Genomic DNA, 24,009 nt, shown 5'->3' on the forward strand with positions numbered 1-24,009 from the left:
TAGGGCATATCGTGGCCGACGCTATGTCCGGCCTTTTTTTTGCGCGTTGAGCTTCGCGTTATTGCGCCAGTATCGAAAAAATCGCGGGGCGCTTGTGCAGATCGAGCGCGTCGAGGCGCCAGTCGGCGAGCACGCGCGTGACGATTTGCTCGGTTGCCAGGGTCAGGTCGACGGCAACCGATAGCAGTGTCGTCGGCGCGCAACTGGCGATCAGTGCTTGGAGCATCGCCCGGTTGCGATACGGCGTCTCGATAAAAAGCTGCGTCTGTTTTGCGCGACGCGATTGCTGTTCGAGTTCACGTAGGCGTGTGCCCCGTTGCGCCGCATCCACCGGCAAGTAGCCGTGAAAGGTGAAACTTTGTCCGTTCAGGCCGGACGCCATGAGGGCCAGCAAGATGGAGCTTGGCCCAACCAGAGGCACGACTTTGACGCCATGGCTATGCGCCTGGCGCACCAGCAGCGCGCCAGGGTCGGCCACGGCCGGGCAACCCGCTTCGGAAACCAGCCCGGCGTCCGTCCCGGCCAGGATAGGCGCGAGCAGCCCGTCGATGGCTGAGCTTGGCGTTTGCACGTTCAGCTCGCGAATCTCGATCTCCTGGATGGGCCGTTCGGCGCCGATGCGCTTGAGGAAGGCCCGCGTGGTCTTGGCATTCTCGCCGACGAAATAAGTGAGCCGGGCGGCTTGCGCGCGTACCGGATCGGGCAGCACGCTGGCGAGCGCGGCCGCGTCGCCGTCGCCCAGGGTGTTGGGAATCAGATAGAGAACGCCGCTCATGATGGTGCAAATAGTGGGTAACCGGCCTCAATCAGCATTCCGGTCAGCGCAATTAGAGGCAGGCCGACCAGTGCGGTCGGATCGTCGGAGTGTACGGCTTCGAGCAGGGCGATGCCTAGTCCTTCCGATTTGGCGCTGCCGGCTACGTCGTAAGGCTGTTCGGCATGCAAATAGGTTTGTAGCGCTGCGTCGGGCAGGTTGCGAAAGCGCACCTGAGTGATGACGTCCGTGCTGCGCGCGATCCCCGTGCGAGCATCGAACAGGCACAAGGCGCTATGAAATTCCACGGTTCGGCCGCGCATGGTCTGAAGTTGCAGAAGTGCCGCCGCGTGATTGCCCGGTTTGCCCAACTGTTGTCCATCTATCGTGGCAACCTGGTCCGAACCGATGATTAGCGCATCGGGCGCGTTGCGTGCGACGTCGCGCGCCTTGGTTTGCGCGAGACGCTCGGCGGTCCGGGCCGGCGTTTCTCCCGCTAGCGGGGTCTCGTCGCTACCCGGAACGACGACCTCGAACGGTACGCGCAAGCGCTCGAGCAATTCGCGTCGGTAGCGCGAACTCGATGCAAGAATCAAGCGGCGTGGGGGGAGGGCATCTGCCATGGCATAGAGGAAAGTCAGGTCGCGGGTTGCCGAGATTAGCAGAATTTCGGGCAAGCGATTCAGGCCCGTTCCTCGAAATGCCTGAAGCAATCCATAAGCTCGATTTCAGGCCGGACCCCAGCCGGGCCGCCGTGTTTTCGCTCGTCTACTTAAGTGTTTGACCTTAAAAGATAAAGCCGATAAAATCATGGGCTTTTCGCGGTCTTGGTGTCAATGCGCGCTTGTGGGTACGTAGCGCGGCGGCTCTGTATGAGCCCCAGTCCCATCCAGGGTCTGGGGGACAAGCCCAGCGAGCATCGCCCGAGCACATGGAATTTTCCGGCGGCCTTTTTCGTGGCCGTTTCAAAGCCCTTTTTTGCCCTGGAGCTTATATGGTCCGAGATTCGGGCAAGACGGCGCAGCCGGATGTGTTGGGACCCGATGCTGCATGCAGCATCGATATATTCGAATTTGTCCGTCACCAGCGCAGCGCTGTCGGGACGATCGGTCTGGGTCGCTTGCCGCGGCTGCTGGCCGAGGTGCCGCCGGACGCGGCCGATTTGCCCGCACCGTTGAATTGGCAGGCAAGCGGATCCACGACATCGCAAGCGGATGAAAGCGGGCAGCATGACGAGCGTTGGCTCGATGTGAAGGTGGAAGGTGCGGTGTGGCTGGAGTGCCAGCGTTGTCTCGCACCGCTCATGCAGCCGCTCGACGTTCAGGCTCGTTATCGCGTTGTCGAAACAGAGGCTGAGGCCGATGCAGCGCCACTGGACGACGACGATGCCGATGTGATCGTCGGTTCGCGTCAGTTCGATTTGATCGAATTGATCGAAGAGGAAGTATTGCTTTCGCTGCCACTTGTACCGAAGCACGACGTCTGTCCTTCGGTGCACGATAGTTTATTGACGGGTGCTGATGGCGGCGAGCTGTCATCCGACGCAGCGCCGGTAGACGAAGCGCCGCAAGTGCAGGAAAAACCCAATCCGTTTGCGGCGCTTGCCGTGCTTAAGCGGGGTGAACGGGGGCCTTCCGGCGCTGACGGTAAATCATAAGGCGTGCCGTCCGAAGGATATTTCGGTCTGCGCGCACTAAGCAGTCTGGTGGTCAGACTGTGCTAAAATTCAGAAAATTTTGAGGAGTTATCATGGCAGTCCAGCAGAATAAGAAATCGCCGTCCAAACGCGGCATGCACCGTGCACACGACTTCCTGCAAGGCGCGACGCTTGCTGTTGAACCGACTTCGGGTGAAACCCATCTGCGTCACCATATCAGCCCGAACGGCTTTTATCGTGGTCGCAAAGTCGTCAAGACCAAGAACGACTGATCTGCGCAACTGGCACGAAGCAGTGATCCGGGCTAGTTTCGGTTCGCGTAGGCATGCCCGGTTCGAAGAAAAAGCGGCATTCGACGGCCGCTTTTTTGCATTTGAACTTTGTCGCGACGCATGACGATAAAAATCACTATAGATTGCATGGGAGGCGATCACGGCCCTGTCGTGACCGTTCCGGCTGCCGTGCATTTCATCCGCGCTCACGAAGACGCTGAGCTTGTGCTCGTGGGTTTGGCCGAGCCTATCCACGCACAATTGAAAAAATTGCGGGCTCAAAACGAGTCGCGCTTGTCGGTCGTGGCCGCCAGCGAAGTGGTCGAAATGGACGACTCGCTCGAAATCGCCCTGCGCAAGAAAAAAGATTCTTCGATGCGGGTGGCGCTCAATCTGGTCAAAGATGACGCGGCTCAGGCATGCGTCTCGGCCGGCAATACCGGTGCGTTGATGGCGGTGTCCCGCTATGTGCTCAAGACGCTGGCCGGCATCGAGCGACCGGCCATTGCTACCGTGATGCCCAACTTGCACGGCTGGACGACGGTGCTCGATCTCGGGGCCAACGTCGATTGCGAGCCACAGCATTTGCTGCAATTCGCCGAAATGGGCAACGCGCTGGTGGCTGCCATCGACGGCAAGGAGCGCCCGACGATCGGCCTGCTCAACATCGGCGAAGAAATCATCAAGGGCAATGAAACGATCAAGCGCGCCGGCGAACTGCTGCGCGCCAGCTCGCTGAATTTCTACGGTAACGTCGAAGGTAACGATATCTATAAAGGCACCACCGATGTCGTGGTGTGCGACGGCTTTGTCGGCAACGTAGCGCTCAAGACTTCCGAGGGTCTCGCGCATATGCTGGGCGAAATCATCAAGGAAGAATACAACCGCTCGTTCCTGACGAAAATGATGGCATTGCTGTCGTGGCCGGTGCTGGCGCGCTTCAAGCACCGGGTCGACCATCGGCGCTATAACGGCGCGGCCTTGCTCGGTTTGCGCGGGTTGGTGTTCAAGAGCCATGGTTCCGCCGACGCCTACTCGTTCGAATTTGCGATTAAGCGGGCTTACGATGCAGTTAAAAATGGCGTTCAGGCGCGCCTGACCCAGCGGCTCGCGCAAGCACTCGAACAATCGCTGCTCGCGGTGGCCGCTGCACAGCCGTTGAGCGAGCTGTCCGACCCGCAATCCATTTCCCAGTCAATTATCGACAGTCCGCCAGCGAGTGCAGCCAGTAAGGCTGCGCCTCTCGCGGCGCTTTCCTCGAAGGCATGATGGCTCAGACCCCACTCTTTTCCCGCGTGATCGGGACCGGCAGCTATCTGCCGCCGGAACGCATTACCAATCAAGTTCTGGCCGAGCGGCTTGCTGCTACCGGCGTCGAGACCAGCGACGAATGGATTTTTGCCCGCACCGGCATTCGTGCGCGGCACTTTGCAGCGTCCGATGTCACCACCAGCGATCTAGCGCAGTTCGCCAGCGAGCGTGCGATCGAAGCCGCCGGTATCGATCCTCAGTCGATCGACTTGATCATTGTTGCGACGTCAACGCCCGATTATGTTTTTCCGAGTACCGCCTGCCTGTTGCAAAACAAGCTCGGCATACGCAACAACGGAGCGGCATTCGACGTCCAGGCTGTGTGTTCGGGCTTCGTTTATGCGATGGCGACTGCCGATAATTTCATCCGCAGCGGTGCCCATCGCACGGCGTTGGTGGTCGGCGCGGAAACGTTCTCGCGCATTCTCGACTTCAATGACCGTACCACTTGCGTGCTGTTCGGCGATGGGGCAGGCGCTGTCGTGATGACGGCGTCCGATGAGCCCGGCATCCTTGCCACCGCCTTGCATGCCGATGGTAGCCACGCGCCGATCTTGTGCGTGCCAGGCAATGTCCATGGCGGGGCAATTGCCGGTAATGCGTTCCTGCATATGGACGGACAGGCGGTGTTCAAGCTGGCCGTCAATGTGCTCGAAAAAGTCGCGCTCGAAGCGCTCGACAAGGCCCAGTTAAGCGCCGACGCCATCGATTGGCTGATCCCTCACCAAGCCAATATCCGGATCATGCAAAGCACTTGCCGCAAGCTGCGTATGCCGCAGGAGCGCATGATCGTGACGGTCGACGAGCATGGCAATACGTCGGCCGCTTCGATTCCGCTGGCGCTCGACGTTGCCGTGCGCGACGGTCGTATCCAGAAGGGGCAGCGGGTGCTGCTCGAAGGCGTCGGTGGTGGCTTCACGTGGGGCGCGGCGGTTCTGGCGCTGTAGGATTCCCCGCCGTAGGACGGCGGGCGGTGTCAAGACCACGACATAAAGATCACGACATAAAGACCACACATGCTAGGGGCCGGGCGGCGCATCGCCGCGGTGGATGCAGCGAGAGGCATGTACGGCCACCGCCCCTTGCTTACACTTTGGCAGGTAACTCATGAAATTTGCATTTGTTTTCCCGGGGCAGGGTTCGCAGGCGGTCGGCATGCTCAACGCATTTGCCGAGGTGGCAGTGGTGCGTGAAACCGTGCAGGAAGCCTCGGATGCGCTGGGCCAGGATCTGGCCAAGCTGATCGCCGAAGGTCCGCTCGAAGAGTTGAATCTCACGACCAATACGCAACCCGTCATGCTGACTGCGGCCTACGCGACCTATCGCGCCTGGCAGGCGGCGGGTGGTCCTGCGCCGGCGATCGCGGCTGGTCACAGCTTGGGCGAATACACTGCCTTGGTCGCCGCCGGTGCGCTGGCGTTTCGCGATGCGGTGCCGCTCGTGCGTTTTCGCGCACAAGCCATGCAGGAAGCCGTGCCGGTTGGGGCGGGCGGCATGGCGGCCATCCTCGGGTTAAGCGATGAGGACGTGCGTGCGGTGTGCGTGGAGGCGAGCGCGGTGGGTGTGGTCGAGGCGGTGAACTTCAATGCACCTGCGCAGGTAGTGATCGCAGGCCATAAAGCGGCGGTCGAGCGCGCTTGTGAACTTGCCAAGGCGAAGGGTGCGAAACGCGCTTTGACGCTGCCGGTTTCTGCGCCATTTCATTCATCGCTGCTCAAGCCGGCTTCGGATCGCCTGCGCGAATATTTGACGGGTGTCGAGATCAGCGCGCCAGGCTTTCCAGTCATCAACAATATTGATGTTGCCGTGGTGTCCGATCCCGCAGCCATTAAGGATGCGTTGGTACGGCAAGCTGCGGGTCCGGTGCGTTGGGTGGAATCGGTGCAGGCGATGGCGCGCGACGGTGTCACCCATCTGTTTGAATGCGGCCCAGGCAAGGTTTTGGCGGGGTTGACCCGGCGTATCGACAGTACGTTGACCGGCAGCGCCGTCTTCGATCCGGCTTCGCTTGCCGAAGCACTGGCCGCGGTTCGCTAACCGACAGCCCATTTTTGACTAAGAGAGCATGATGGAAAAAAATTTGGATCAGCAGATCGCCGTGGTTACCGGCGCATCGCGCGGTATCGGACGTGCGATCGCATTGACGCTAGCCGGTGCCGGCGCGACGGTGATCGGCACCGCGACCACCGAGGCCGGGGCGCAGGGCATTAGCGAAGCGTTTGCTGCGGCTGGGGTGAAAGGGCGTGGCGTGGTACTGAACGTGAACGATGCAGCGGCTTCGGAAGGGTTGATCGAAGCCACGGTAAAGGAATTCGGCGGTTTGCACATTCTCGTCAATAATGCGGGTATTACCCAGGATCAACTGGCAATGCGCATGAAGGACGATGATTTCGATGCTGTGATCGATACGAATCTGCGCGCCGTATTCCGTTTGTCGCGCGCCGTTTTACGGCCCATGATGAAAGCGCGCGGCGGTCGTATCATCAACATTACGTCGGTCGTGGGCTCGACCGGCAATCCTGGCCAAGCGAATTACGCGGCCGCGAAGGCCGGCGTGGCGGGGATGGCACGGGCCTTGGCGCGTGAAATCGGCAGCCGCGGCATCACGGTCAACTGCGTGGCACCCGGATTTATCGACACCGATATGACGAAAGCACTCGGCGCCGATCAGCATACCGCGCTGTTGGCGCAGATTCCGCTGGGGCGACTGGGAAGCGCCGACGATGTGGCGCAGGCCGTGGCATTTCTTGCTTCGCCCCATGCAGCCTACATCACAGGCACGACGCTTCATGTCAACGGCGGCATGTATATGGCATAAGATGGTTGATTCTGTCTGGGCAAACGCCAGATAAAATCACCAATATGGGCCGGTGAGCGAGGTCGAAACGAGCGTCAAAGCGAACGTCGCGCCGTGCCCAGCGTTTTTTAAGGTTTAAACCTGATAAAATGCGCACACTTTGTTTTGAGTGAACCTATTTCCCTGGAGGGGTCGATGGACAATATTGAACAGCGCGTCAAGAAGATCGTTGCGGAACAACTCGGCGTCGCCGAAGCGGAAATCAAAACGGAAGCCTCATTCGTGAACGATCTCGGTGCCGACTCGCTGGACACCGTTGAACTCGTGATGGCGCTCGAAGACGAATTCGGCATGGAAATTCCTGACGAAGAAGCCGAGAAAATCACGACGGTTCAGCAGGCTATCGACTACGCTCGCGCGAACGTCAAGGCCTGAGGTTTTCCGATCGCATTTGGCTTGACAGCCACAGAGCTCACAGGGGGTTCCTCTGTGATCGCTGTGGCTTTTGTTTTTGTTTCGTTTTAGAGAGGGATTATCGTGAGCCGCCGTCGTGTCGTTGTTACGGGTCTTGGACATATCTCGCCAGTCGGTAATACGGTTACCGAAGGCTGGGCTAACCTGGTGGCCGGCAAGTCCGGTATCGCCAATGTCACCAAATTCGATGCAGCCAATCTATCGACCCGCTTCGCCGGGGAGGTGAAGGGTTTCAACGTCGAGGATTACATGCCGGCCAAGGAAGCCCGCCATATGGATACGTTTATCCATTACGGCGTTGCGGCTGGCATTCAGGCGATGCAGGACAGCGGCCTGGTCGTGACCGAGGAAAACGCCGAAAACATCGGGGTGATCGTGGGTTCCGGCATCGGTGGTTTGCCGATGATCGAACAGACGCAGACCGAATTGCTCAATCGCGGTCCGCGCCGGATTTCGCCGTTTTTCGTGCCCGCATCGATCATCAATATGATTTCCGGCCACTTGTCGATCCGCTTCGGGCTCAAAGGCCCTAATCTCGCGATTGTCACGGCGTGTACCACGGGCGCCCATTCGATCGGCGAAGCAATGCGCATCATCGAGTACGGCGATGCCGACGTGATGGTGGCAGGCGGCTCCGAAGCCACGGTTTCGCCGCTCGGTCTGGGCGGCTTCGCGGCTGCGCGTGCCCTGTCGCAACGTAACGACGACCCCGCGACGGCGAGCCGTCCATGGGACAAAGATCGCGATGGTTTCGTGCTGGGCGAAGGCGCCGGTGTGATGGTGCTCGAAGAGTACGAGCACGCCAAGGCGCGTGGCGCAAAGATTTATTGCGAACTGATCGGCTATGGCCGCAGCGGCGACGCCTACCATATGACGGCGCCCAGTGAGGATGGCGATGGCGCGCGCCGTAGCATGAAGAATGCGATGAAGAACGCACAGATCAACCCGGACGCGATCGATTACATCAACGCGCATGGCACCTCGACGCCGTTGGGCGACTTGGCTGAAACCACGGCGATCAAGCGCGCCCTGGGAGACCACGCGAAGCGTACCGTCGTGAATTCGACGAAATCGATGACGGGCCATCTGTTGGGTGGCGCGGGCGGGGTCGAGGCGGTGTTTTCGGTGCTGGCGCTCAGAGACCAGGTGTCGCCGCCGACCATCAATATTTTCAACCAGGATCCGGAGTGCGATCTGGATTACTGCGCCAATACGGCTCGCGATATGAAGATTGAATACGCGATGTCGAATTCGTTCGGTTTTGGCGGTACCAACGGTACGCTGATTTTCAAGCGTATCTGAGAGGGCGTGGCGACGTGAGGCCGGCATTGCGCTTGACGTTGTCGCGGTCGCTGGCGTTACAGCGAATGACGGGCGGCTGTGTCGCCGCGGTGGGCGTCGCTCTGTATTTGTGGAGTTCCGCCTATCTCGCAGCGCCGGTCGCCGCGATACTGGCGATGACGGCTTGCTCAGGTTTGTTCTGGCAGGCGCGGCGTGTCAAGTTGCACGCGCCATGCGCGCTGGAACTGGATGAGCAGGGGAGCATCGCGCTGTTTTACCCGACCGACAATGCCGGAGTTAGCGTGGCAGCCGGTGATTTGGTCCATGTGCTGCATTGGCCGGGCGTGATGCAACATTTGGAGTTTCGCGGCGGCGGCCGAGGTGACTGTTCCGTGCTGGTGATGGTTGACGCAATGCCGGCGGAGTCGTTTCGCGTTTTGGCGGCTTGGTCGCGTCGCGCATTGCACAGAAAAAATCAATTTGCTTGGTCTGCCCCCGAAAATTCGGTATAAATCGAATATAAGGGCTTGGCGGGCCGGCGTAGTCCACGTCACGCGGGTGTAGACCGGCTGTAGACCCTGGCGCGGCGCGGATGTAACGACTGTAACGGTGTAAAACGCATTGAGGGTTGCTCCACTTAAGACGTTACAATTGTGGGCTGGATTCATCAATTTATCTTTAAAGCTGCAACCGTCAACGGAACATCAGGTGAGTGAAAAAGAAATCGACCAAGTTTTGGTTGAACGCGTGCAAAGAGGTGATAAAGCCGCGTTTGAGCTACTGGTTGCGAAATATCACCGCAAGATCATCCGCCTGATTTCGCGTCTGGTGCGTGATGCGGCGGAGGTCGAAGACGTGGCCCAGGACGCCTTTATCAAGGCGTATCGTGCTTTGCCGCAATTTCGCGGCGAGTCGGCGTTTTACACCTGGCTTTATCGCATTGCCGTGAATACGGCGAAGAATTACCTGGCGACCCAAGGACGGCGCGCGCCCACATCAACTGAAACGAATGCAGAAGACGCGGAAACTTTTGCCGACGCGGACCAACTAAGGGATATCAACACGCCGGAATCGATGCTGATGACCAAGCAAATTGCGCAAACGGTCAATGCAGCGATGGCGGTGTTACCCGAGGAGTTGCGCACCGCTATTACGTTGCGCGAGATCGAGGGGTTGAGCTACGAGGAAATCGCTGAAATGATGGGCTGCCCAATAGGCACCGTCCGTTCACGCATTTTTCGCGCACGCGAGGCGATCGCAACCAAATTACGTCCACTATTGGATACACCAGAAGGTAAGCGCTGGTAGTTACCGGTTAGGGATAGTAGGTATCCTTCGGGAACTTGCGATTTTTAATAAGTTAAAGTGTTTAACGGGTGGTCAGTAAGATGGGGAGCATCATGGGTTCTGTCTCGATGCAGTCGCTCGCGCCTTCGCGCGCTGAGCGTTTGTCGGCTTTTGTCGATGGTAACGCGCCGGTGGGTGTCGATCTCGATCAGGAGGTCAAGCAATTTCTGAGCGAATTCAGCGACAGTGATCGTACGCTGTGGTCGGAATATCACCTCGTTGGTGATGTTTTGAAATCTGACGACCTGGCTGCAGATCCTGCGGCCGACTCGGCGTTTCTGAAGCGGTTTTCGGCCGTTTTCGAGTCTGAGCCGCCGTTGCTCTCCCCGGCGGCGCATGTTCCTGTCGCGCAGGCACCTGGCCGGCTGGCTGCCTTGACGCGCCGTTTTCTACCGCCTCTGGCGGTGGCTGCGGCGGCGGCAACGTTGACCTGGGTACTGGTCCCCCAGATACAGGGCAATAGCGCGGCCTCCGCGCCCGTAGCCGCGATGCAAACCGCGTCGGTCGATGTGCGTGCGACCAATGCCGCGAACACGGGCGTGCAGCGCGTTGCGATGGCGGCATCGTCCGGCGCCGGTGCCGATCTGAGTAATACCGCTCTCGCTAATCCGGCAGCGGCCACCTCGGCTCCCGATGTCAACATGATTCGCGATGCACGGCTTGACCAATACCTGGATGCTCACCAAGAATTTGCGCAACGTCCGGTACCGCCTAGCGCACCTTTTGTCAGGAATGTGTCGGCGCAAGAAGGGCATTAATTAGATGTCGATCAAGAGGTTTGCAGTAATTTCTACGTGGCGGCAGCGTTGGCTGGCCGCCGCGCTTATTTTTGCGGCCAGTTCCGTATGGGCGCAATCGACTGATCCCTTGGTCGTCAGGCGAGAAGCCGATGCTTGGCTGACCCGGATCCATCGCGCGGCGAGCAACGAGAATTATCAAGGTACTTTTGTGTTCCAGCGTGGCGCTACGGTTCAGGCGTCGCGGATCGAGCACGTAGCCGATCGTAGCGGCGAATACGAACGTCTTGAAAGTCTGGACGGTCAGCCGCGGACCATGCTGCGGCACAATGAAGCGGTGTACACGTTCATTCCCGAGCGCAAGCTGTGTATCGTCGACCAACGGCAAAGCAAGGATTCCTTCCCCGGATTGGTGGGCAAGGATACCGACTCGGTGCTCGACGTCTACACCGCCAAATTGCTCGGTGAAGACCGCGTGGCCGGACGCGATAGTGCCGTGATCGAACTCGATCCTATCGATCATTTTCGTTTTGGCTATAAATTGTGGGCGGACAAGGCCACCGGCCTTTTGCTGCGAGCGCAGACGCTCGATACCGATGGCCGCGTACTCGAGCAGATCGCATTTACCCAAATTGAGATCGGGGGTGCGGGCGACCGTAATTCGATCGCGGCGGGCATCCGAAATCTGGCCGGCTGGCGCGTGGTTCATGCCGATACGACGACGGTGGACATGAACGCGCAAGGTTGGACCATCAAACCCAACGTCGCCGGCTTCCGCGAGATACGTGAGTTGCGTCGCCCCATGGGTTCGCATGACGCCAGCAATCGCACCACGCTGGTCGACCAGGCTGTTTTCTCCGACGGGCTGGCGGCCATTTCCGTATTTATCGAGCCGCTTGAAAAGAGCGGCAGAGAGGGCAGCGGCAGCAACGGTGCAACGCATATACTGATCAAGCGACAAGGTGCGTTCTGGATCACTTTGTTGGGAGAGGTTCCCACCGAGACGCTCAAAGAATTTGCGTCCGCCATAGAATATAAAGCACCTCAATAAAGACTGACGGCCCTCCTTATGACTTCGATTTCAGTACGCAACCTGGTGTTGGTGGCCGCGACCGCACTGTTGCTACCGCTTGCGCCGCAAGTCGCCATTGCGGCGCCGTCTGCTGCCAGCTTGCCGGATTTTACGGATCTGGTGGACAAGGTCGGCCCGTCGGTCGTGAATATCCGTACTACGGAACGCGTGCGCCCGGATGTCCCCAGCATGCCGCCAGGCATGGACGAGGGCGACATGGCGGAGTTCTTCCATCGCTTTTTTGGTATTCCGCTGCCGCAACAATCGCCTCGCGGCGGTGGTGGCGGTGGCCAAAGCCAGCAGGACAAACCCAACCAACCCAATCAGTCCGATCAAGGTCAGGACATGGGGCAGGACCAAGACCCGGGGATAGGTTCGGACAATGGCGAACGTAGCAGCGGCGTCGGTTCGGGCTTCATCATTTCGGCAGACGGCTATGTGATGACCAACGCGCATGTGATCGACAGTGCGGACACCATTTATGTGACGCTGACCGACAAGCGCGAATTCCGCGCCAAGTTGATCGGTGAGGACGATCGTACCGATGTCGCGCTGCTGAAAATCCAAGCGACCAATCTGCCGGCTATTACGATCGGCGACTCGACCAAGGTTCGGGTCGGCGAATGGGTGGTCGCGATCGGCTCGCCATTCGGCCTCGACAATACCGTCACGGCCGGCATCGTGAGCGCCAAAGGGCGCGATACTGGCGACTACTTGCCGTTTATCCAGACCGACGTTGCCGTCAATCCGGGCAATTCGGGTGGACCGCTGATCAACATGCAAGGCGAAGTGATCGGTATCAACTCGCAGATTTATAGCCGCACCGGCGGTTTCATGGGCATTTCGTTCGCGATACCGATCGACGAAGCGATGCGCGTTGCCGACGAGATCAAAACGACCGGCAAGGTGGTTCGCGGGCGTATCGCGGTTGCCATTGGCGAAGTCACGAAGGACGTAGCGGAATCGCTGGGGCTGCCCAACGCATCGGGGGCCATGGTCAGCAGTGTCGAGCCGGGCGGCCCGGCCGACAAGGCAGGGGTCCAGCCGGGCGATATCATCGAGAAATTTGCCGGGCGCAATGTCGAGAGCGCCACGGACCTGCCTCGCATGGTGGGCGAGACCAAGCCCGGTACGCGTACGAGCTTGACGATTTGGCGCAAGGGCCAGTTGCGTGAGCTGCAGGTGACGGTCGGCGAAATGCAACCGGACAAACAGGTCAAGGCGCCGGGCAAGAAGGCGCCTGCGCCCAGCCCACGGCCGTCCAATGCATTGGGTATTGCGGTGAGCAACCTGACCTCCGACCAGTTGCAGTCGCAAAAGCTGCAAAACGGGGTGCAGGTCGACATGGTGGAAGGGCCGGCTCAGCGCGCCGGATTGCAGAAGGGCGACGTGATATTGCGTCTGGGCGATACGGATATCGTCAGCGCAGCGCAGTTCGACGCGATGGTGCGCAAGCTCGATCCGCAAAAATCGGTGGCGCTGCTGGTGCGTCGTGGTGATACCACGCAATTCGTGCCGCTGCGCCCGCGCGCTCAAGCAGACAAGTAAATCAGCGGCACGTCATGGTTGGGTTGCGGATGGGTTGCCCGCGGCATTCTCAGCAGCGGCGGGCGCGCACCCTAAAGGCGCCCCGACAGGGGCGTTTTCCGCTAAAATACGGGCTTGCTGCTTCCACCGAAAGGCGTGCTTCGCGATAACGAGCGCGCCTTTTTTGCATTATTAGGTTGTATGGATCATATTCGTAACTTTTCGATTATTGCGCACATCGACCACGGTAAATCGACGCTGGCCGACCGGATTATTCAATTATGCGGGGGCTTGTCCGATCGCGAAATGGAATCGCAGGTGCTCGATTCGATGGATATCGAGCGCGAGCGCGGCATCACGATCAAGGCCCAGACTGCGGCACTGAGCTACCGTGCCCGGGACGGCCAGGTCTATAACCTGAACCTGATCGATACGCCGGGTCACGTCGACTTTTCCTACGAGGTGAGTCGCTCGTTGTCCGCTTGCGAGGGCGCTTTGCTGGTGGTGGATGCGAGCCAGGGCGTCGAAGCGCAGACGGTCGCCAACTGCTACACAGCCATCGAGCTCGGCGTGGAGGTGGTGCCGGTCTTGAACAAGATCGATTTGCCTGCCGCCGATCCGGAAAATGCGATTGAAGAGATCGAGGAAGTGATCGGCATCGACGCGACGGACGCGGTCCGTTGCTCGGCCAAGACCGGCCTCGGCGTCCAGGACGTGCTCGAGTCGCTGATCGCCAAGGTGCCGCCGCCCAAGGGCGATGCGAGCGCGCCGCTGCAGGCGCTGATCATCGATTCATGGTTCGATAACTATGTGGGCGTCGTGATGCTGGTGCGCATCGTCAACGGCACCCTCAAGCCGAAAGAGCGCATCGAATTGATGGCGACGGGTGCGCAATTTCCGGTCGAGCACATCGGTGTGTTCACGCCGAAATCGCAGGATCGCGATTCGTTGTCGGCCGGGCAGGTCGGTTTCATCATTGCCGGCATCAAGGAACTGGGGGCGGCCAAGGTTGGCGATACCGTGACCCATATGGGCCGCAAGGCCGCGACTGCATTGCCCGGCTTCAAGGAAGTCAAGCCGCAGGTGTTCGCCGGGCTCTACCCGATCGAAGCCAACCAGTACGACGCGTTGCGCGAGTCGCTTGAAAAACTGAAGCTCAACGACGCATCGTTGCAATATGAGCCCGAAGTTTCGCAAGCGTTGGGGTTCGGATTCCGCTGCGGTTTTCTCGGTTTGCTGCACATGGAAATCGTGCAGGAGCGCCTCGAGCGTGAGTTCGACATGGATCTCATCACGACCGCACCGACGGTGGTGTACGAGGTGCTGATGGCGGACGGCACGGTGATCAACGTCGAAAACCCGTCCAAGATGCCCGATCCGTCCAAGATCGCGGAAATTCGCGAGCCTATCGTCACGGTCAACCTGTATATGCCGCAGGAGTATGTCGGATCGGTGATCACGCTGTGTACCCAGAAGCGCGGCAGTCAGATCAACATGTCGTACCACGGCCGGCAGGTACAACTGACTTACGAAATTCCGATGGCCGAGATCGTCCTGGACTTTTTCGATCGCTTGAAATCGGTCTCGCGCGGCTACGCGTCGATGGATTACGATTTCAAGGAATATCGTGCCGCCGATGTGGTGAAGGTGGACATGCTGATCAACGCCGAGAAGGTCGATGCCTTGTCGGTCATCGTGCACCGTTCGCAAAGTACGCATCGAGGCCGTGAAGTGGCGTCCAAGATGCGCGAACTCATTCCGCGCCAGATGTTCGACGTGGCGATCCAGGCTGCGATCGGCGCGCATATCATTTCGCGCGAGAATATCAAGGCGCTGCGCAAGAACGTGCTGGCGAAATGCTATGGCGGCGATATTTCCCGTAAGAAGAAATTGCTCGAAAAGCAGAAAGCCGGCAAGAAGCGCATGAAGCAGGTTGGCAGCGTTGAAATTCCGCAGGAGGCGTTCCTCGCCATCCTGCAGGTCGAAGACAAATAAGCTGGCCGCCGCGTTCGAGAATCGGGTTGCTCATGCTCATGTTCGTGCTTAAGCTACCGACTCCCTCGAATGCGACCGGACTATGAGACCGATTAACTGACTGACGGATAGCCCATGAATTTCGCATTGATCCTGTTTGCTCTAGTGGTTATTACCGGCATCGCCTGGGTGAGCGACAAGGCGCTGTTTCTGCCGCGTCGCCGTACCGCGGCGGCCGCCGCAGTGGCCGAATTCAATCGGCAGCAAGAACGTATCGGCGAACGGTTTGCCGACGAGAATGGCGACTCCACGCGAGCACGCCTGCGTGACAATCAATTGCGCCAGCCATGGTGGCTGGAATATACGGCGGGATTCTTCCCGGTGATTTTGCTGGTGTTTGTGCTGCGTTCGTTTGTCGTCGAACCGTTCAAGATTCCGTCGGGTTCGATGATTCCGACGCTGCTGGTCGGCGACTTCATCCTGGTCAACAAATTCGATTACGGCATTCGTTCGCCGATCAGCGATCAGAAATTATTTGGCGGCGGCAGTCCGAAACGCGGCGACGTCGTGGTATTCCGCTATCCGGAAGACGAGTCGGTCGACTACATCAAGCGCGTCATCGGCGTGCCCGGCGACGTGGTGGTTTACAAGGACAAACATCTGACCATCAACGGCGTCGATGTGCCGGAAACGCCGTTGCCCGATTTTCTCGACGAAGATCGGATGGGTTATGCCAAGCAATATGAAGAGACGATCGACGGCCGCAAGAACGCGATTCTCAATATTCCATCGCAGCCGCCTTTCGTCGTAGGGGTGCATGATTTTCCGCACAAGGAAAATTGCTCGTACGACAGCGCGGGCGTCACATGCAAAGTACCGCCGGGCAATTACTTCATGATGGGCGACAATCGCGATAACAGCGAAGATAGTCGTTACTGGGGTTTTGTTCCGGATAAAAACCTGGTCGGTCGAGCCTTTTTCATCTGGATGAATTTCAGTGATTTGAAGCGGATCGGCGGTTTTCACTAAGCAAGGTCGTGAGTCGAATGCAAAGCGTGAATCGTGAGCCGACTCTACGCCCGACCTTATGCTCCACCTTAAGCCCGCTTTTAGCTCGACTGTTAGGCCCACATCGTAAGAAATCGTAGGCCAGAGGAGTCGGGATCAGTATCTTCATGACGGGCATGCCCCTGCGGCATGCCCGTCGTATTTTTTGCAGGGCAGATGCAGGCGTACGATAGGCGCATTCGACGATCGCGCTGTTTGGCCGCCTACCTCCGCCGTGTATCCATAGGCCTGCGCAGGTCGCGTTATACTTGCACCCATGTCCCTATCCCAGTTGGAAAGCCGGCTGCATTACCAATTTCGCAATGCGGAATTGCTGCGGCAGGCGATGACCCATCGAAGTCATAGCGCCACGCATAACGAACGGCTCGAGTTTCTTGGCGATTCCGTCCTAAATTGCGTGGTGGCCGCCTTGTTGTTCAAGCGTTTTGCGGATCTGGATGAAGGCGACCTGTCGCGAGTACGTGCCAATCTGGTTAAGCAACAATCGCTGTATGAAATCGCCCAGGCCCTGTCGATCGCCGATTTCCTGCGATTGGGGGAGGGGGAGCTGAAAAGTGGCGGTTTTCGCCGTCCATCTATCCTTGCGGACACCTTGGAGGCGATTTTCGGCGCGGTGCATGTCGATGGCGGTTTTGAGCTCGCGGCACAGGTAATCGAGCGCCTCTACATTCCGATACTCGACCACATCGATCCACGCACACTAGGCAAGGACGCTAAAACCTTATTGCAGGAATATCTGCAGGGGCACAAACTGGCATTGCCGCAGTATGCCGTTGTCGCCACGCTTGGTGCGGCGCACAATCAACAATTCGAAGTCGAATGTACGGTGCCCAAGCTGGAGATCAAGGTCTCGGGCACGGGTGCCAGCCGCCGGGCGGCCGAGCAGGCGGCGGCCAAAAAAGCACTCGACGAGGTGGTGGCGGTGGCTCCGGCACTGTTAGGCAAACCGAAGCGCTCGAAAAATGCACGCGGCGCCAAGACGCCCGCTGAAACAGCGGCGCAAGGCGCGCTCGATTTACGTACCACCGAACGCAAGCGCGAGGCCAAAGCCAGCGCGTCGGCGGGCGGCCCTCAAGCCGCGCCAGCGACCCATACCACCGTCACGGCAGCATTAGGCGCGGCTTCGAAAGAAGCCCTGGCGAGCGCAACCGCTCCTGCGACCGAAGGCGACAACCGTTGAGCACATCCGTGCCCGGCCCTATTTTTTTACTGAATTCGATGAACGCACCTTCTGAATCCGATTTCCACTGCGGCATGATCGCAATCGTAGGACGCCCCAACGTCGGCAAATCGACGTTGATGAACGCACTGGTCGGCCAGAAGGTCAGCATTACCTCGCGCAAAGCGCAGACCACGCGGCACCGCATCACCGGCATCCGTACGATCGAGCAGGCCCAGTACATTTTTGTCGATACGCCGGGTTTTCAAACGCGCCACGGCAGTGCCCTGAATCGTTCGCTGAACCGGGCCGTCACGTCCACGCTCGGTTCTGTCGATGTCGTGCTGTTTGTCGTCGAAGCGGGCCGTTTCGGACCCGATGATCAGCAAGTGCTCGATCTGATTCCAAAAGCCGCACCGTTGCTGATGGTGGCCAATAAAGTCGACCGCATTTCCGATAAGGAAACTTTGTTTCCCTTTCTGCAGGAAATGGGCGCATTGCGCGATTTCCGCGAAATTGTGCCGATGTCCGCCAAAACGCCCGCCGACATCGACCATTTGCTCGCGACCTTGTTGCCCTACTTACCTGCAGGCGAGCCGATATATGGCGAGGACGACCTCACCGATCGCAGCGAGCGCTTTCTTGCCGCGGAAATCCTGCGCGAAAAGGTGTTTCGTTGGACTGGCGACGAGTTGCCCTATACCAGTACCGTGGTGATCGAGAAATTCGAACAAGAAGGCCGCTTACGCCGCATATTTGCGTCCATCCTCGTCGATCGCGATACGCATAAGGCGATGATCATTGGCCAAAAAGGCGCCAAACTCAAGCAGATCAATACCGACGCACGTCTGGACATGGAAAAGATGTTCGATGGACCGGTGTATCTGGAAGTCTTCATCAAGGTGAAGAGCGGTTGGGCAGACAACGAAGCCGGCCTGAGAGCCTATGGGTACGAGTGAGGCCTACGCATCTGAACCGCTGAGCCTGACCACAGACGAATTGTTGTCGGAGCTTCAGCCTGAAGCGGTATTGGCGCAGCCGGCCGCAGCCCACGACCCGGCAGCCCACGACGCGGATACTGCGCCCAAGCGTACTCGCGCTCGTGCATCCGCTCGTGCATCCACAGGCACACGGGAGCCGCAGGAAGGCGCCTCGTACGCCACAACGCGCCAGGCACACCGGATCGGCGAACAGCCAGGCTTTGTGCTGCATAGCTATGCGCACCGCGAAACCAGCCTCATCATCGACGTGTTCAGCCGCGATCATGGGCGCATTGCTTTGGTGGCCAAGGGCGCCAAGCGTCCGCATTCGGCGCTACGCGGCGCCTTGCAAACGTTCCAGCCGCTCGCGCTGTCGTGGTCGGGAAAATCCGAAGTCCGCACGTTGACCAAAGCCGAATGGGTCGGGGGCATGCTGCCGCTCACAGGCGACGCGCTCCTGTGCGGTTTTTACGTCAATGAGTTGCTGGTCAAATTCTGTGCTCGCGAGGATGCGCACGAACGCCTGTTCGATCACTACGTGCTCACACTCAGCCGGCTTGCGCATGACGAACCGCCGGTGCAGGTACTACGTTCGTTCGAACGCGTCCTTTTGCGCGAAACCGGGTACGCCGTTGCCTTCGATCGTACTGCCCGTGACCACGAGCCGGTGCTGGCCGAGCGCGTCTACGTGTTCGAACCCGACCGCGGCGTGCGCGAAGCGGGACCGCAGACCCCCGCCGAACTGCCGAAGGTGGCGGGCCAGACGCTGCTCGACATGGAAAGCGACGATTACTCGCGCGCTCAAACCGTGACGCAAAGCAAAACGCTGATGCGCTTTCTACTCAATTTTTATCTGGGTGGCGTGCCTTTGAATACGCGCCAGATCTTGATCGATCTACAAAATCTATAAACTGGCTCAACTTGTGGCTCAACTTGTGGCTCAACTCGCAGATCAACCCGTTGTCGCCGTCATTCGGCCTTTACTGATTCTGGAAATTCGATGAATCCATACGCTACGCCGCCCGCACTAATCGATCTGGGCGTCAATATCGATCACGTTGCGACCTTGCGCAATGCGCGCGGCACCGCCTACCCGGATCCGCTGCGCGCAGCTTTACTCGCCGAGCAGGCCGGTGCGGATGTCATTACGCTGCATCTGCGCGAAGATCGGCGACATATTCGCGATGCCGATCTGTGGGCGATCCGCCCGCAGCTGCTCACGCGCATGAATCTGGAGTGCGCGGTGACCCAGGAGATGCTCGACATCGCGTGTCAGGTGCGTCCCCAGGACGTGTGTCTGGTTCCGGAAAAACGTCAGGAGCTGACCACCGAGGGCGGGCTCGATGTCGCGGGCCATTTTGAGCAAGTGCGCGCGGCAGTCGCTCAACTGAGCGCCGCTGGTTCGCGGATTTCGCTGTTTATCGATCCCGAAACCGAACAGATTCGTGCCGCGCATGAGAGTGGGGCAACCGTCATCGAATTGCATACCGGGCGTTACGCCGAGGCGCACGAGCCGGCGCAGCAGCAGCGCGAGATTGAGCGCTTGATGCCGTGCATCGCATTGGGCCTTTCGCTCGGGCTCAGGGTCAATGCCGGACATGGCTTGCATTACACCAATGTGCAGCCGATCGCGGCGCTGGACGGTATCTCGGAACTGAACATCGGGCATGCCATCGTCGCCCATGCGGTATTCGCCGGTTGGGAAAACGCAGTGCGCGAGATGAAAGCCATCATGGTGGCGGCGCGTCTCGGTACCCGCCTTGGTACCGGGTTTGATGCCGGGTTTGATCCCAATCTTGCAGCGCGGAGCTGAGCATGCCGGACATCTACGGCGTGGGGACCGATATCATCCAGATCGACCGGATCTCGGGCGTCATGGAGCGCACGCAGGGCCGGTTTGCGGCGCGTGTGCTGGGCCCTCAGGAGCTCGAAAAATATCATGGGCGAGCACAGCGCTCGGCGGCGCGTGGGCTGGCATTTCTGGCGACGCGCTTCGCCGCCAAGGAGGCTTTTTCCAAGGCGATCGGGCTGGGCATGCGCTGGCCAATGACGTGGCGCGCCATGCAGACCCTCAATGCACCGAGCGGCGCGCCGCTGGTTGTGGTGAGCGGGGAGCTTGAAACCTGGATGGCAGAACGCGGCCTGAGCGCAAAAATCAGCATCACGGACGAGCGCGATTATGCGGTCGCTTTCGTGATTGCACAAACGGACTGATCTGAGCTACCCCGCGGCGTGTACTGCGACGCCGGATGTCGCAATCATCACGCACCGAGCACCATGCAAACGCGCGGTGGGCGTTGCCCAAGAGCCAAAAGCGAGGCCAAAGACAAGGCTTCGTCTACTTATCAAAAGGAATCATTCTGTGGACGTTTTAAAACCTACCCCTGGCCCCGTCATGCTGGATGTTGTCGGCTTGTCCCTGAACGAAGACGATATGCGCCGTATCGCGCATCCGCTGACCGGGGGCGTGATCCTGTTCGCGCGCAACTACGAAAACCGCGTCCAGTTGGCAGCGCTGACCGAAGAGATCCGCGCGTTGCGCGACGATATCCTGATCGCGGTCGACCACGAAGGCGGACGAGTACAACGCTTTCGCGGCGATGGTTTCACAACATTGCCGCCGATGCGCAAGCTAGGCGAGCTATGGGACGAGGACGTTCTGCTCTCGACCCGCGTGGCCACCTCGATTGGCTACGTGATTGGATGTGAGCTTCGTGCCGCAGGCGTCGATTTGAGTTTTACGCCGGTGCTCGATCTCGATTACGGCGTTTCGAAAGTAATCGGCGACCGATCCTTGCATAGCGATCCCCGCGTGGTGACCTTGTTGGCAAAAAGCCTGAACCATGGTTTGGCGCTCGCTGGCATGGCCAACTGCGGCAAACATTTCCCGGGGCATGGGTTTGTCGAAGCCGATTCGCACCTCGCGATGCCGGTTGATCCACGTCCGCTGGCCGAAATCCTGGGTGCCGATGCACAGCCCTACTCGTGGTTGGGCTTGTCGCTGTCGGCCATCATGCCCGCGCATGTGGTTTATCCGCAGGTCGACGACAAACCGGCCGGTTTCTCGCGGATCTGGCTGCAAAATATTCTGCGTGACCAGCTTGGGTTCAACGGTTTGATTTTCAGCGATGATCTATCGATGGAAGGCGCTCGCACGGCTGGCGGAGTAGTGCAATCGGCCGAGGCCGCATTGCATGCCGGTTGCGACATGGTGCTGGTGTGCAACCAGCCGGCTAGCGCCGACGAGCTGCTGGCCGGGCTGAAGCCGCCGGTGGCGCGCGGCGGTGGACAGCGGCGCATCAAGCAAATGAAGGCACGCGGACGCTCGCCTCGCTGGAGCAAACTGCCGCGTCAGCCGGAGTATCTGAGTGCGCTCACACAGATCCGGCAAGTGCTGGGGTAACGCCGTTTTGGCGTGCATGCGCGGCCGGTATGGGTGGACCGTTGGCGGCGAGCCTCAACGGGGATACTGCGGGGAATACTGGGCGATACTGACTAAGGTTTTATCGCCGCGCGGATAGCCGAAAAAAATGCCCCTCGAAAGGGGCATTTTTGCATTCAAGCTGATTCGCTTAAGCGCGGCTTTTGTATTCGCCGGTACGCGTATCGATTTCGATCTTGTCGCCAATGCCGCAGAACAGCGGCACTTGCACTTCGAGGCCAGTTGCCATCTTGGCCGTCTTCAGCACCTTGCCCGACGAGGTATCGCCCTTGACAGCCGGTTCCGTGTAGATGATTTCACGCACAACCGTGGTCGGCAATTCGACCGAGATCGCTTTGTCATTGTAGAACACGACATCGCAGGGCATGCCGTCTTCGAGGTAGCTCAGTGCATCGCCCAGGTTTTCCTGGTCGACGTCGTATTGGTTGTAGTCCGCGTCCATGAACACGTACATCGGGTCGGCGAAATACGAGTAAGTCACTTCGCGACGCTCAAGTTGGACCACGTCGAATTTTTCGTCGGCCTTGTAAACCGATTCCATCGGCGCGGCAGTCAACAAATTCTTGAACTTCATTTTGACCACAGCGGAGTTGCGGCCCGATTTATTGTATTCGGCTTTCTGCACGACCATCGGATCGCTACCGATCATTACAACGTTGCCAGTGCGGAGTTCCTGTGCGCTCTTCATAAAAAAACGGTCCTATATGTTCGGTTCAGATCAGTTAGTCGTGTGTTGCATTCGCCAGTTCGGCGAGGTGTCGCGGCTACCGCTGCGTACAAACTGGCTCGGCAGTTAAGCCCAAGCAACCCGGCAGCAGGTAAGCTTTTGAATAACCGCCTATTTTAACTGATTTTCGGTATATTCCGCCAGATTCCCGGCAAGGTCGCCCAGCGCTGCCAGTTCCGCAGGCCATTGCGTCGCGTGCGCGTTCAGGGCGGCGCGGTGTCGCCAGAATTCGGGCCAATCCAGGCGGCTTGCGTCGCCAGCGTTCCAGGCGTGCCAAAACGCGCTTAATGCTAGGCGGGCGTCGGCAGGCAATGCGGCCCCGTAACAATCGAGCGCGGCGTCGAGCTTGGGCAGGTGGGCCGCATCCGCTTGTGGGTAAATATGCCAGACGAAGGGACGTTGCGCCCACTGAGCGCGCACGAACGAATCTTCGCCGCGCACGAAATTCAGATCGCAGGCCCACAACAATTTATCGTAAGCACTCTGCTCGGTGAAAGGAATCGCATGTACGGTCAGCGCGCCGGCCTCGTGCGATTGCCCGACGCCGGATATATCGTGACCGGCATTGCTATCGGCACCTTGGCCGGTATTCCGACCCGCACCTCGACCCGCATCCCGCTCGAAAAAGCGCGCGACGTCGGCCGAAATGCGACCTTGCGGCACCAGGCACACCAGTGCGTCGGGCCCATCGCGCCACGCGGCCAGCAGAGCGGGTAGGGCGGGGTTTTCGTAGCCGAACAGCGACACTACCGTCGCGTGCACAGGCGGTGCGGGCACCCCGAGCGATTGCCATAGCCTGGCGAGGTCCGGGGCGGATTGCAACAGGTGCTGGCGTGCCTCGGCCAAGCCGCGTTCGCGTAACACGCCGCCGCTGCCGCGCCGCAAGCCGGGGAAGAAAAAGGTCTTGCGTAATGGGTATCGTGGATGCTGCGACAGTTGCAAATGAAACGCCGCGACCCAATCCTCGGCGCTCAGGTATTCGAGGTTGATCCAGACAGGTGGCTGGCCGTCTTTGGCACGTGCGGCCATCTTCAGTAAATACGCTTGCGGCAGTTCGCAGCCGAATGCTTCGATGGCGACCTGCGCGCAGTCGTCGTCAAACCGGGCCGTGGGATCTTCGCGCGACCAATGCCGTATATCCACGGCGCCGACCTGTTGGCGCTGCAGATCGACGTCGATCTGCGGGCACAGCCGCGCGAACGCCTGCAGATCGTCGACCCACAGCCGCACTTGCCAGCCGTGCTCGTGCGCGAGTTGACGCGCCAAGCGCCAGCACACCCCGATATCGCCGAAATTATCGATGACCGTGCAGAAAATATCGCAGCGCAAGGAAGCGTCACCAGGGGAGGAGCAAGGGTGCTGTCTGAGCATAAACGCAGCTGGGGCAATTAGGCAGGTGAAGGGGCCGCTTAGGTAAATATCTTAGGTAC

24 protein-coding genes and 1 pseudogene are annotated in these 24,009 nt (G+C 59.3%); 21 read left to right on the top strand and 4 right to left on the bottom strand.

Translation table 11 applies throughout. From position 1 onward, the window contains the following. Positions 1-58: 58 nt before the first annotated feature. Both GSQ77_RS08960 and GSQ77_RS08965 read right to left on the bottom strand, forming a co-directional pair. On the bottom strand, positions 59-775 hold the full coding sequence (locus GSQ77_RS08960) for an SAM-dependent methyltransferase (RefSeq protein ID WP_174246417.1): 717 nt from the start codon (positions 773-775) through the stop codon (positions 59-61). Beyond that, positions 772-1,377, bottom strand: coding sequence for a Maf-like protein (locus GSQ77_RS08965; RefSeq protein ID WP_158902879.1), 606 nt, complete (start codon positions 1,375-1,377; stop codon positions 772-774). The genes GSQ77_RS08960 and GSQ77_RS08965 overlap by 4 nt, the downstream gene beginning before the upstream one ends. Positions 1,378-1,748: 371 nt before the next feature. On the opposite strand from GSQ77_RS08965, the gene GSQ77_RS08970 reads away from it, so the two are divergent. From GSQ77_RS08970 to nagZ, 21 genes and pseudogenes are all read left to right on the top strand, one after another. Then, a complete protein-coding gene (locus GSQ77_RS08970) occupies positions 1,749-2,411 on the top strand; it encodes a DUF177 domain-containing protein (protein WP_158901207.1) in 663 nt (220 codons plus the stop codon). A gap of 92 nt (positions 2,412-2,503) precedes the next feature. Beyond that, on the top strand, positions 2,504-2,683 hold the full coding sequence (gene rpmF, locus GSQ77_RS08975) for a 50S ribosomal protein L32 (protein WP_158901209.1): 180 nt from the start codon (positions 2,504-2,506) through the stop codon (positions 2,681-2,683). 120 nt (positions 2,684-2,803) lie between these two features. After that, complete coding sequence (plsX, locus tag GSQ77_RS08980; RefSeq protein WP_158901211.1) at positions 2,804-3,952, top strand: phosphate acyltransferase PlsX; 1,149 nt, start codon at positions 2,804-2,806, stop codon at positions 3,950-3,952. After that, positions 3,952-4,941 carry a beta-ketoacyl-ACP synthase III gene (locus GSQ77_RS08985; RefSeq protein WP_158901213.1) on the top strand — a complete coding sequence of 330 codons (990 nt, stop codon included), beginning with the start codon at positions 3,952-3,954 and terminating at the stop codon, positions 4,939-4,941. The genes plsX and GSQ77_RS08985 overlap by 1 nt, the downstream gene beginning before the upstream one ends. A 160-nt stretch (positions 4,942-5,101) precedes the next feature. Further along, the gene (gene fabD, locus GSQ77_RS08990; protein ID WP_158901215.1) at positions 5,102-6,031 is read left to right on the top strand and encodes an ACP S-malonyltransferase; all 930 of its coding nucleotides are present in this window, start codon (positions 5,102-5,104) and stop codon (positions 6,029-6,031) included. A gap of 31 nt (positions 6,032-6,062) precedes the next feature. After that, positions 6,063-6,812, top strand: coding sequence for a 3-oxoacyl-ACP reductase FabG (fabG, locus tag GSQ77_RS08995; protein WP_158901217.1), 750 nt, complete (start codon positions 6,063-6,065; stop codon positions 6,810-6,812). Between the two features lie 174 nt (positions 6,813-6,986). Continuing rightward, the gene (acpP, locus tag GSQ77_RS09000) at positions 6,987-7,226 is read left to right on the top strand and encodes an acyl carrier protein (RefSeq protein WP_014897657.1); all 240 of its coding nucleotides are present in this window, start codon (positions 6,987-6,989) and stop codon (positions 7,224-7,226) included. Between the two features lie 102 nt (positions 7,227-7,328). Then, positions 7,329-8,567 (top strand): beta-ketoacyl-ACP synthase II, encoded by a 1,239-nt coding sequence (gene fabF / locus GSQ77_RS09005; RefSeq protein ID WP_158901219.1) that lies wholly within the window; start codon positions 7,329-7,331, stop codon positions 8,565-8,567. Positions 8,568-8,632: 65 nt separating this feature from the next. Further along, entirely contained in the window at positions 8,633-9,058 is a 426-nt protein-coding gene (locus tag GSQ77_RS09010) for a hypothetical protein (protein WP_158901221.1), read from the top strand. Between the two features lie 196 nt (positions 9,059-9,254). Further along, positions 9,255-9,854: an RNA polymerase sigma factor RpoE gene (rpoE, locus tag GSQ77_RS09015; protein WP_158901223.1), complete on the top strand. Its 600-nt coding sequence runs from the start codon at positions 9,255-9,257 to the stop codon at positions 9,852-9,854. Between the two features lie 92 nt (positions 9,855-9,946). Continuing rightward, a complete protein-coding gene (locus GSQ77_RS09020; protein ID WP_158901225.1) occupies positions 9,947-10,651 on the top strand; it encodes an RseA family anti-sigma factor in 705 nt (234 codons plus the stop codon). Between the two features lie 4 nt (positions 10,652-10,655). Next, positions 10,656-11,681: a MucB/RseB C-terminal domain-containing protein gene (locus GSQ77_RS09025; protein WP_158901227.1), complete on the top strand. Its 1,026-nt coding sequence runs from the start codon at positions 10,656-10,658 to the stop codon at positions 11,679-11,681. Between the two features lie 18 nt (positions 11,682-11,699). Beyond that, positions 11,700-13,250: a DegQ family serine endoprotease gene (locus GSQ77_RS09030; RefSeq protein ID WP_158901229.1), complete on the top strand. Its 1,551-nt coding sequence runs from the start codon at positions 11,700-11,702 to the stop codon at positions 13,248-13,250. 180 nt (positions 13,251-13,430) lie between these two features. After that, positions 13,431-15,224 carry a translation elongation factor 4 gene (gene lepA / locus GSQ77_RS09035; RefSeq protein ID WP_158901231.1) on the top strand — a complete coding sequence of 598 codons (1,794 nt, stop codon included), beginning with the start codon at positions 13,431-13,433 and terminating at the stop codon, positions 15,222-15,224. 114 nt (positions 15,225-15,338) lie between these two features. Next, on the top strand, positions 15,339-16,232 hold the full coding sequence (gene lepB, locus GSQ77_RS09040) for a signal peptidase I (protein ID WP_158901233.1): 894 nt from the start codon (positions 15,339-15,341) through the stop codon (positions 16,230-16,232). 295 nt (positions 16,233-16,527) lie between these two features. Further along, a pseudogene (gene rnc / locus GSQ77_RS09045) lies at positions 16,528-17,334 on the top strand (ribonuclease III); the annotation flags it as partial. Between the two features lie 155 nt (positions 17,335-17,489). Then, positions 17,490-18,389, top strand: a complete 900-nt coding sequence (gene era, locus GSQ77_RS09050) for a GTPase Era (RefSeq protein WP_158901235.1) — start codon at positions 17,490-17,492, stop codon at positions 18,387-18,389. After that, on the top strand, positions 18,376-19,320 hold the full coding sequence (gene recO / locus GSQ77_RS09055) for a DNA repair protein RecO (RefSeq protein WP_158901237.1): 945 nt from the start codon (positions 18,376-18,378) through the stop codon (positions 19,318-19,320). Before era ends, recO begins: the two co-directional genes overlap by 14 nt. Positions 19,321-19,410: 90 nt before the next feature. Next, the gene (gene pdxJ / locus GSQ77_RS09060) at positions 19,411-20,223 is read left to right on the top strand and encodes a pyridoxine 5'-phosphate synthase (protein ID WP_158901239.1); all 813 of its coding nucleotides are present in this window, start codon (positions 19,411-19,413) and stop codon (positions 20,221-20,223) included. Between the two features lie 2 nt (positions 20,224-20,225). Further along, the gene (gene acpS, locus GSQ77_RS09065) at positions 20,226-20,624 is read left to right on the top strand and encodes a holo-ACP synthase (protein ID WP_158901241.1); all 399 of its coding nucleotides are present in this window, start codon (positions 20,226-20,228) and stop codon (positions 20,622-20,624) included. Between the two features lie 181 nt (positions 20,625-20,805). Then, a complete protein-coding gene (nagZ, locus tag GSQ77_RS09070) occupies positions 20,806-21,813 on the top strand; it encodes a beta-N-acetylhexosaminidase (RefSeq protein ID WP_158902883.1) in 1,008 nt (335 codons plus the stop codon). Positions 21,814-21,982: 169 nt separating this feature from the next. Here the strand turns inward: nagZ and efp are convergent, their stop codons facing one another. Together efp and earP are read right to left on the bottom strand one after the other, a co-directional pair. After that, on the bottom strand, positions 21,983-22,540 hold the full coding sequence (gene efp / locus GSQ77_RS09075; RefSeq protein WP_158901243.1) for an elongation factor P: 558 nt from the start codon (positions 22,538-22,540) through the stop codon (positions 21,983-21,985). Between the two features lie 150 nt (positions 22,541-22,690). Further along, positions 22,691-23,950, bottom strand: a complete 1,260-nt coding sequence (gene earP / locus GSQ77_RS09080) for an elongation factor P maturation arginine rhamnosyltransferase EarP (protein WP_158901245.1) — start codon at positions 23,948-23,950, stop codon at positions 22,691-22,693. Between the last annotated feature and the right edge of the window lie 59 nt (positions 23,951-24,009).

Origin of the sequence: Burkholderia sp. L27(2015) (genome assembly GCF_009765705.1) — a bacterium.
Classification (GTDB): Bacteria; Pseudomonadota; Gammaproteobacteria; order Burkholderiales; family Burkholderiaceae; genus LMUX01.

Coding starts and splice junctions, on each gene's coding strand:
- fabD (WP_158901215.1), top strand. CDS start 5,102: ATGAAATTTGCATTTGTTTTCCCGGGGCAGGGTTCGCAGGCGGTCGGC.
- GSQ77_RS08960 (WP_174246417.1), bottom strand. CDS start 775: ATGAGCGGCGTTCTCTATCTGATTCCCAACACCCTGGGCGACGGCGAC.
- lepA (WP_158901231.1), top strand. CDS start 13,431: ATGGATCATATTCGTAACTTTTCGATTATTGCGCACATCGACCACGGT.
- nagZ (WP_158902883.1), top strand. CDS start 20,806: ATGCTGGATGTTGTCGGCTTGTCCCTGAACGAAGACGATATGCGCCGT.
- GSQ77_RS09025 (WP_158901227.1), top strand. CDS start 10,656: ATGTCGATCAAGAGGTTTGCAGTAATTTCTACGTGGCGGCAGCGTTGG.
- pdxJ (WP_158901239.1), top strand. CDS start 19,411: ATGAATCCATACGCTACGCCGCCCGCACTAATCGATCTGGGCGTCAAT.
- acpS (WP_158901241.1), top strand. CDS start 20,226: ATGCCGGACATCTACGGCGTGGGGACCGATATCATCCAGATCGACCGG.
- GSQ77_RS09010 (WP_158901221.1), top strand. CDS start 8,633: ATGACGGGCGGCTGTGTCGCCGCGGTGGGCGTCGCTCTGTATTTGTGG.
- recO (WP_158901237.1), top strand. CDS start 18,376: ATGGGTACGAGTGAGGCCTACGCATCTGAACCGCTGAGCCTGACCACA.
- plsX (WP_158901211.1), top strand. CDS start 2,804: ATGACGATAAAAATCACTATAGATTGCATGGGAGGCGATCACGGCCCT.
- fabG (WP_158901217.1), top strand. CDS start 6,063: ATGGAAAAAAATTTGGATCAGCAGATCGCCGTGGTTACCGGCGCATCG.
- era (WP_158901235.1), top strand. CDS start 17,490: ATGAACGCACCTTCTGAATCCGATTTCCACTGCGGCATGATCGCAATC.
- GSQ77_RS08965 (WP_158902879.1), bottom strand. CDS start 1,377: ATGGCAGATGCCCTCCCCCCACGCCGCTTGATTCTTGCATCGAGTTCG.
- GSQ77_RS09020 (WP_158901225.1), top strand. CDS start 9,947: ATGGGTTCTGTCTCGATGCAGTCGCTCGCGCCTTCGCGCGCTGAGCGT.
- GSQ77_RS08985 (WP_158901213.1), top strand. CDS start 3,952: ATGGCTCAGACCCCACTCTTTTCCCGCGTGATCGGGACCGGCAGCTAT.
- acpP (WP_014897657.1), top strand. CDS start 6,987: ATGGACAATATTGAACAGCGCGTCAAGAAGATCGTTGCGGAACAACTC.
- efp (WP_158901243.1), bottom strand. CDS start 22,540: ATGAAGAGCGCACAGGAACTCCGCACTGGCAACGTTGTAATGATCGGT.
- rpmF (WP_158901209.1), top strand. CDS start 2,504: ATGGCAGTCCAGCAGAATAAGAAATCGCCGTCCAAACGCGGCATGCAC.
- GSQ77_RS08970 (WP_158901207.1), top strand. CDS start 1,749: ATGGTCCGAGATTCGGGCAAGACGGCGCAGCCGGATGTGTTGGGACCC.
- lepB (WP_158901233.1), top strand. CDS start 15,339: ATGAATTTCGCATTGATCCTGTTTGCTCTAGTGGTTATTACCGGCATC.
- earP (WP_158901245.1), bottom strand. CDS start 23,950: ATGCTCAGACAGCACCCTTGCTCCTCCCCTGGTGACGCTTCCTTGCGC.
- GSQ77_RS09030 (WP_158901229.1), top strand. CDS start 11,700: ATGACTTCGATTTCAGTACGCAACCTGGTGTTGGTGGCCGCGACCGCA.